Source organism: Streptomyces marokkonensis, from assembly GCF_039539045.1.
Classification (GTDB): domain Bacteria; phylum Actinomycetota; class Actinomycetes; order Streptomycetales; family Streptomycetaceae; genus Streptomyces; species Streptomyces marokkonensis.
In genome coordinates this window covers 1-8,788 of record NZ_BAABCQ010000237.1, presented here as the reverse complement: position 1 = coordinate 8,788, position 8,788 = coordinate 1, and the positions used below count along the sequence as shown (strand labels likewise).

Sequence of the window (8,788 nt, the reverse complement as noted above, 5' to 3'; positions counted from 1 at the left end):
CCCCGGGAACACGAACACCGGACGAACCGAAGACCCCGCCACACCCCGCACCACACCCGCGGCAGACCCACCCAGCGCGACCGTCTCCAGACCCGACCCCAGCTCCTCCAGACCACCCGCCAACACCACCGCACGGTGCTCGAAACGCGACCGATCCAGCGCCAAGGCACGGCCCATGGAGGACAGTTCCCCCAGCACGCCACCACCCTCGACGGCCAGCCGCAACCGCTCCGCCTGCGCCCGCAGCGCGTCCTCCGACTTGCCCGACAGCACGAACGGCACACCCGAACCCACCACCGGAGCAGACCCGACGACGGACTCCGTCACCACAGGCTCCGCCTCCGGCGCCTGCTCGATGACGGTGTGGGCGTTGGTGCCGCTGACGCCGAACGACGACACCGCCGCGCGGCGCGGCTGTCCGGTCTCCGGCCAGGCCACCGGCTCCGTCAGGAGCTCGACGGCGCCCGCCGACCAGTCCACGTGCGACGACGGCGCGTCCACGTGCAGGGTCCGGGGCAGGACGCCATGCCACATCGCCATGACCATCTTGATGACGCCCGCGACACCGGCGGCTGCCTGGGTGTGCCCGATGTTGGACTTGATGGAACCGAGCAGCAGCGGCCGGTCAGCGGGCCGGTTCTGCCCGTATGTCGCGAGCAGTGCCTGCGCCTCGATGGGGTCGCCCAGTGTCGTGCCCGTACCGTGCGCCTCCACCGCGTCGACGTCCGCGGGCGTCAGGCCCGCGCTCGCCAGCGCCTGGCGGATGACGCGCTGCTGGGAGGGGCCGTTGGGGGCGGTCAGACCATTGGACGCGCCGTCCTGGTTCACCGCGGAACCACGGACCACCGCGAGGACTTCATGGCCCTTGCGGCGCGCGTCGGAGAGGCGCTCCACCAGGAGCATGCCAACGCCCTCCCCCCAGCCGGTGCCGTCGGCGGCCTCGGCGAACGCCTTGCACCGGCCGTCCGTGGCCAGGCCGCGCTGGCGGCTGAACTCGATGAACGCCGACGGGGTCGACATCACGGTCACACCGCCGGCCAGCGCCATGGTGCACTCGCCCGACCGCAGCGCCTGGACCGCCAGGTGCAGGGCGACCAGCGACGACGAGCACGCTGTGTCGACCGTGACGGCGGGCCCCTGGAGTCCCAGCGTGTACGAGACGCGGCCCGAGACCACGCTCGCCGCGTTGCCGGTGCCCACGAGCCCCTCCGCGCCGTCGGCGGAGCCCAGCAACAGTCCTGTGTAGTCCTGGCTGTTGGTGCCCGCGAAGACGCCGACGCGTGCGCCCCGCACCGAATCGGGGTCGATGCCGGCGTGTTCGAAGGCCTCCCAGGACGTTTCGAGCAGCAGCCGCTGCTGCGGGTCCATCGCCAGTGCCTCGCGCGGCGCGATGCCGAAGAACGCGGCGTCGAACTCGGCCGCGCCCGCGAGGAAGCCGCCTTCGCGGACGTACGAGGTGCCCTGCTGTTCCGGGTCCTCGCTGTAGAGCCGGTCGATGTCCCAGCCCCGGTCGACGGGCAGCGGGGACACGGCGTCGGTGCCCGACTCGAGGAGCCGCCACAGTTCCTCCGGCGACTGGGCGCCGCCGGGGAAACGGCAGCCCATGCCGACGATCACGATCGGGTCGTCGTCGAGGGCGGGCGGGGCCGCCGCCGGCTGGTCGTGTGCGGGGGCGACGTCTGGGCCCGCCAGTTGGTCGCGCAGGTGCCGGGCGAGGACGAGCGGAGTGGGATAGTCGAAGACCAGCGTGGCGGGCAGGGCGAGGCCGGTGCTGCTGCCGAGCAGGTTGCGCAGTTCCACGGCGGTGAGCGAGTCGAAGCCCAGGTCGCGGAACGCACGGGAGGGCTGTACCGCGTCCGCGGACGCGTGCCCGAGCACGGCTGCGGCCTGACCGCTGACGAGGGCCAGCAGGACCTGCTCACGCTCTGTCGCGGAGGCGCCCGACAGCCGGGCGCGCAGCGCGTCGGTGCCCTGTTCGGCCGTCCTCGGCGCGGCGTCGGAGGCCGGCAGGGCGCGCACCTCGGGGAGTTCGCCGATGAACGCGGAGCGGCCGCCCTCCAGGAGCGTGGGGGCGAAGCGCGCCCAGTCCACGTCGGCGACGACGATGTGTGCGGCGCCGTGCTCGACCGCCTGGCGCAGCGCGGCCATGGCCTGCTCGGGCGGCAGCGGCGGCATGCCGCCGCGGCGGACGCGCTCGGCGACCACCGGGTCGGCGGCCATGCCGGCCCCCGCCCAGGCGCTCCAGCCGATGGACGTGGCGGGCAGGCCGTGGGCGCGGCGGTGGGCTGCGAGCGCGTCGAGGAAGGCGTTGCCCGCCGCGTAGGCTCCCTGGCCGGCGTTGCCGAAGGTGGCGGCCAGCGAGGAGAAGAGGACGAACGCGGACAGGTTCAGGTCGCGGGTCAGTTCGTGGAGGTTGAGCGCGGCCTCGACCTTCGGGCGCAGGACCTTCTCGACCTGCTCCGGGGTCATCGAGGCGAGCATGCCGTCGTCGAGCACTCCGGCCGTGTGCACCACCGCGGTCAGCGGCTCGTCGGCGGGCAGCGACGTCAGCAGGGCAGCCAGCGCGTCGCGGTCGGCGGCGTCGCAGGCGGCGACTGTGACCTCGGTGCCGAGCCCGGTCAGCTCGGCGACCAGCTCGGCGGCGCCGTGGGCGTCGTTGCCGCTGCGGCTGACGAGGACGAGGCGGGCGGCGCCGTTGCGGGCCAGCCAGCGTGCGGTGACGGCGCCGAGCGCGCCTGTTCCTCCGGTGATCAGGACGGTGCCGGAGGGCTGCCACGGCGTCCGGGTGGCCGTCGGGCCCGGGGCGGCCCTGGTGAGTCTGCGGGCGTGAACCCCAGAGGGCCGGAGGGCCAGTTGCTCCTCGCCGTCGCACGCGGCGAGGACGGCGCCCAGGCGGCGTCCCGCGCGGGCGTCCAGCACGTCGGGCAGGTCGACGAGGCCGCCCCAGCGGGCCGGTTCCTCGGCCGCCACGACCTGGCCGAGGCCCCAGAGCATGGCCTGTTCCGGGTGGGTCAGTGGGTCGGAGGCGCCCACGGAGACCGCTCCGCGGGTGGCAAGCCACAGGGGGGCGGTGACCTGGGCGTCGCCCAGGGCCTGCACCAGGGCGAGGGTGCGGAGCAGGGCTTCGGTGCCGTCACCGCCGCCGGTGGTCGGGCCCGTCAGGGACAGGACTCCGGCGACCGGCAGGGCGCGGCCCGCCTCGTCCGGTCCGCGCAGGGCGTCCCGGAGCCGTTCGGCGAGCGCGGCCCGCTCGTCACGTCCGGCCCGCTCATCAGGTCCGGCCATGCCGCCGGGTGTCCGCAGCCGTACGACGGTGGCGCCCCGCCCGGTCAGGGCGTCGGCAGCCGCGTCCGTGGTCTCGTCGTCGGGGCCCACGACGAGCCAGGTGCCGGTGGGCGCGGCGTCCTCGGGTTCCGGCACGGTCCGCCAACGGACCTCGTAACGCAGGGAGTCGAGAGCGGACTGCTCCCGCCGGGTACGCCGCCACTCGGCCAGTGCGGGAAGCACGGCGCTCAGCGGCTGGTCCCCTTCCAGCGCCAGCGTCCCGGTCACGGCGGCCAGGTCCGTGCGCTCCACGGCGGACCAGAATCCGGCCTCGGCGGGGTCCTCGCCGGCCGCGCCGTCGGGGGTCGCCGTCCACATCAGGGACTCGGGCCAGTACCGGCTGCGCTGGAACGCGTAGGTGGGCAGGGGGATCTGACCGGCGTCGGGCAGGAGAGCGGACCAGTCCGGCGTCCGGCCGCGCACGTGCAGGCGGGCCAGTGCGGTCAGTGCGGCCCTGGTCTCCGGGCGGTCGCCGCGCAGCACGGGGAAGACAACGGCGGGTTCGGCCGCCGGGTCAGCGGTGCGGCCCGCCAGACTGTCCGCCACCAGGGCCGAGAGCACGCCGTCGGGGCCGAGTTCGACGTAGGTGGTGACCCCGTGCTCGGCCAGGGAACGGACGCTGTCGTCGAAGCGGACGGCGTGGCGGACGTGGCGCACCCAGTGCTCGGCGGTGCAGATCTCCTCGGCTGGGACGATTGTGCCGGTGACGTTGGAGACGATCGGGATTCGCGGCGGACTGAACGTCAGCCCCTGGGCGACGGCGAGGAAGTCGTCGAGCATGGCGTTCATGCGCGGCGAGTGGAAGGCGTGGCTGACCCGCAGCCGCTTGGCCTTGCGGCCCTGGTCCTCGAAGTGCGCGGCGATTTCCAGAACCGCCGCCTCATCACCGGAAATGACCGTGGCGGCAGGCCCGTTGAGCGCGGCGATCGAGGCGCCCTCGACCAGCAGCGGCAGGACCTCGTCCTCCGACGCCTGGAGCGAGACCATCGCCCCGCCCTCCGGAAGGGCCTGCATCAGGCGGCCCCGGGCGGCGACCAGCGTGCCGGCATCCTGGAGGGAGAGGACGCCCGCGACATGCGCGGCGGTCAGCTCGCCGATGGAGTGGCCCGCGAGCAGGTCGGGTTCGATGCCCCAGTGGCCGAGGAGCCGGAACAGTGCCACCTCGACGGCGAACAGGGCGGCCTGGGTGTAGGCCGTCCGGTGCAGCAGCCCGGCGTCGTCGCTCGCCTCCTCGGCGTACAGGACGTCGCGCAGCGGGCGGCCGAGGTGCGGGTCCAGCTGTGCGCACACCTCGTCGAACGCCTCGCGGAACACGGGGAAGCGGGCCGCGAGTTCACGACCCGAGCCGAGCCGCTGGCTGCCCTGCCCGCTGAACAGGAAAGCGAGCCGTCCCTCCGTCACGGTGCCGCGCACGGGCCCCGCCGCGTCGGCCGCGAGGGCGTCGAGGCCGCGCAGCAGCTCGTCGCGGTCCGCGCCGATGACGACCGCACGGTCCTCGAAGGCGGTGCGTGTGGTCGTCAGCGAGTGGGCGACGTCTATGGGTTGGTACTCGGGGTTCGCGGCGAGCAGGGCCCGCAGCCTGGCCGCCTGGCCGGCGAGCGCCGCCTCTCCGCGCGCGGATATCACCCAGGGGACGAGGCCGGGACGCGCGGCTGTGTCGGGGCGTACGTCCGCTGTGTCGGGGCGTACGCCCGCGTCGGTGTGCCCGGCCCGCTCGTCGGCCTGCTCGATGATGACGTGGGCGTTGGTCCCGCTGATACCGAACGACGAGACGCCCACGCGGCGGGGCTCGCCCGTCTCGGGCCAGTCGGTCCGCTCCATCAGGAGCCGCACCTGACCGGCCGTCCAGTCCACGTGCGGTGTCGGGGCGTCGACGTGGAGGGTGGGCGGCAGTACTCCCCGCCGCATCGCCATGACCATCTTGATGATCCCGGCGACGCCGGCGGCGGCCTGCGTGTGACCGATGTTCGACTTCACCGAGCCCAGCCACAGGGGGCGATCCGACGAGCGCTCCTGACCGTAGGCGGCCAACAGCGCCTGCGCCTCGATGGGGTCGCCGAGTACCGTGCCGGTGCCGTGCGCCTCGACCGCGTCGACCTGCTCGGGGGCCAGGCGCGCGTCGGCGAGCGCCTGCTCGATGACGCGCTGCTGGGAGGGTCCGTTGGGCGCGGTGAGGCCGTTGCTCGCGCCGTCCTGGTTGACCGCGGAGCCGCGCAGCACGGCGAGGACCCGGTGGCCGTTGCGCCGGGCGTCGGAGAGCCGCTCCACCAGGAGCAGCCCGACGCCCTCGGCGAAACCGGTGCCGTCGGCGGCCGCGGCGAACGCCTTGCAACGACCGTCGAGGGCGAGTCCGCGCTGTGCGCTGAAACTGCTGAACATGCCCGGGGTCGCCATGACGGTGACCCCACCGGCGAGCGCCAGCGAACACTCGCCCTTGCGCAGGGCCTGGGCCGCCAGGTGCAGCGCCACCAGCGACGAGGAACACGCGGTGTCGACCGTGACCGCGGGTCCTTCGAGGCCGAGCGTGTACGAGACCCGACCGGACAGCACGGCCGCGGCGCTGCCCGTGCCCGTGAACCCCTCGAGTCCGGCCTCCGCCCCCATCAGCAGATAGGGGTAGTCCTGGCCGTTCGTGCCGGCGAAGACACCGGTCCGGCTGCCGCGCAGCGACTCCGGATCGATGCCCGCCCGCTCGAACGCCTCCCACGCCGTCTCCAGGAGCAGCCGCTGTTGCGGGTCCGTGGCCAGGGCCTCGCGCGGGCTGATGCCGAAGAACGCCGCGTCGAACTCGCCGGCGTCGTGGACGAAGCCGCCCGCGCCCGCGTACGTCGCCCCGTCGGGCGCGGTCTGGAACACGCTGTCCAGGTTCCAGCCGCGGTCCGAAGGGAACGGCGACAGGCCGTCGGTGCCCTCAGCGACGAGGTCCCACAGATCATCGGGCGACCGCACGCCGCCCGGGTAGCGGCAGCTCATGCCGATGATGGCGATCGGCTCGGGGGCACGCTCCTCCATCTCGCGGATCCGCTCGTGCGCCGCTTCGAGATCGGTGCTGACCCGCTTCAGGAAGTACCGGAGCTTGTCTTCGTTCGCCATCGGGCGACCCCTCTGTCAGGAACTGCGGTGATCGTGGTGAGTGTCGCTGAGGGTTTTCAGGAGATGCCGAACTTCTTGCCGAGGAGTTCGAACATCTCGTCGTCGGAGGCGGATTCGATCTCCTCGCCGACCGGCGCCTCGCCGGCGGGCCCATCCTGCAACCGGGTCAGCAGCACCTGCACGCGCCGCACCACCCGGGCCCGGCCCGCGTCGTCCGGTGCGACGCCGGCCAGTGCCTTCTCGATGCGGTCCAGTTCCTCCAGCGCCCTCACGGCCATGGTCTCCCCGTCGCGTACGAGCTGCTCGCGCAGGAACCCGGCGAGGCGCTGTGGCGTGGGGTAGTCGAACGCCAGGGTGACCGGAAGCTTGAGGCCGGTCTTGGCGCCGATACGGTTGCGCAGTTCGACGGCGGTGACGGAGTCGAAGCCCACCTCGCGGAAGGCGCGCTTGACTCCCACGGCCTCGGGTCCGCTGAGTCCGAGCACCGCGGCGACCTGCTCGCGCACGGCCTCCAGGAGCAGTGCGTCCTGCTCCGGCTCGGAGAGCCCGGCGAGCCGCTGCACCAGTGCCGACGGCTCCTCACCGCCGGATCCCGCCTTGCCCGTGCCGTCCTGCGCGATGCGGCGCACCTCGGGCACGTCGGCGAGGAGGGGGCTCGGCCGGGTCGCGGTGAAGGCGACGAAGAACCGCTCCCAGTCGATGTCCGCGATCAACAGGCAGGTGGCGTCGTGCTCCACGGCCTGCCGCAGCGCGCCCGCGGCCGCCTCGGGCGCCATCTCGCGCAGCCCGTGCCGGTTGAGGGTCTCGCCGAACTCGCCTTCCGCCATGCCGCCGCCGCCCCAGGCGCCCCAGGCGATCGAGGTGGCCACCAGGCCGGCGGCCCTGCGCTCCTGGGCCAACGCGTCGAGGTAGGCGTTGCCCGGTGCGTAGTTGCCCTGGCCGGGAGTGCCGACGATGCCGCCGAACGAGGAGAACAGCACGAAGGCGGACAGACTGTGGTCCCGTGTCAGCTCGTCCAGGTTCCGCGCGGCCCTGGCCTTGGCGTGCAGGGAGTTGGCGAGCTGGTCCGGGGTGAGCGTGTCGAGCAGGCCGTCGTCGAGCGCGGCCGCGGTGTGCACCACGGCGGTCAGCGGATGCTCGGCGGGCACGGCGGCGACGACCTCCGCCAGCGCGTCCCGGTCCCCGGCGTCGCACGCGGCGACCGTCACACGGGCACCCAGTGCAGTCAGTTCGTCCCGTAGACCTTGGGCGCCGGGTGCGTCCGGGCCACGGCGGCTGACCAGCAACAGGTGCCCGGCGCCCTCGCGGGCCAGCGAGCGCGCGACGTGCCCACCGAGCGCGCCGGTTCCTCCGGTGATGAGCGTCGTGCCCTTCGGGTCCCAGCGCCGGCTGCCGGGAGCGGCGCCGATCCGGGCGCGGTTGAGGCGGCGTACGAAGGTACCGGAGGGCCGCACGGCCATCTGGTCCTCGTCACCGGACCCGCCGAGCGCGCCGCTCAGCATCGCGGCCGTCCGCTCGTCCAGGGTCGGCGGAAGGTCGATCAACCCGCCCCAGCGGTCGGGGTGTTCGAGCGCGGCGACGCGCCCCATGCCCCAGGCCATGGCCTGCTCGGGCCCGGTGATGGGATCGGCCGGTCCCACCGACACCGCGCCGCGCGTGGCGCACCAGAGCGGCGCGGACACCCCGGCCTCGCCGAGCGCCTGCAGCAGGGCGACGGTGGCGGCGTAGCCCCTCGGCACGTCCGGCAGTTCTGGGTGCGGTGCGTGGTCGAGCTGGAGCAGCGACAGCACGCCCGCGAGGTCGGCGGGCAGGTTGTGGCCGGTGAACAGGTCGCGCCGCAGTTTGCCCCCGTCGACCGTCACGGGCAGCACCCGGGCGCCGTGGTCGGCGAGCGCCGCGAGGCACCCGGCGGTCAGCGCGTCCTCGGCGTGGGTCTCGGGCACGACTACGAGCCAGTGGCCGGACAGCCGGGCGGCGGACGCCTCGGGCAGCGGGCGCCAGGCCACCTCGTACCGCCAGTCGTCGACGGTGGACAGCTCGCGGGTGCGGCGGCGCCAGGAAGACAGCGCGGGCAGCATCGTGCCCAGCGCCGAGCGGGCGCCCTCGCCCCCCTTGAGGTCGAGCGTGTGCGCGAGGCCCTCGAAGTCCTTCTGCTCGACCGCCGCCCAGAACTGAGTGTCGGCCAGGGAGAGTTCGGTCGCTTCGTCGACGGGCGCCTGCATGACCGGACGCAGGTCGTCGATCCAGTAGCGCTGGCGTTGGAAGGGGTAGGTGGGCAGGTCCACGTGGGTGACCTGCTGCCCAGCGAACAGGGCGTGCCAGTCCAGCTGGACGCCGTGGACGTGGGCCTCGGCGAGAGAGGTCATGAAGC

2 protein-coding genes are annotated in these 8,788 nt (G+C 73.9%); both read right to left on the bottom strand.

Features of this window, described 5'->3' with window-relative positions:
• A partial coding sequence (locus ABEA26_RS33430) for a type I polyketide synthase (RefSeq protein WP_345597468.1) occupies positions 1-6,417 on the bottom strand: 6,417 nt, incomplete at its 3' end.
• Positions 6,418-6,473: 56 nt separating this feature from the next.
• Positions 6,474-8,788 (bottom strand): SDR family NAD(P)-dependent oxidoreductase (locus tag ABEA26_RS33425; RefSeq protein ID WP_345597466.1); only part of this gene is annotated, 2,315 nt, incomplete at its 5' end.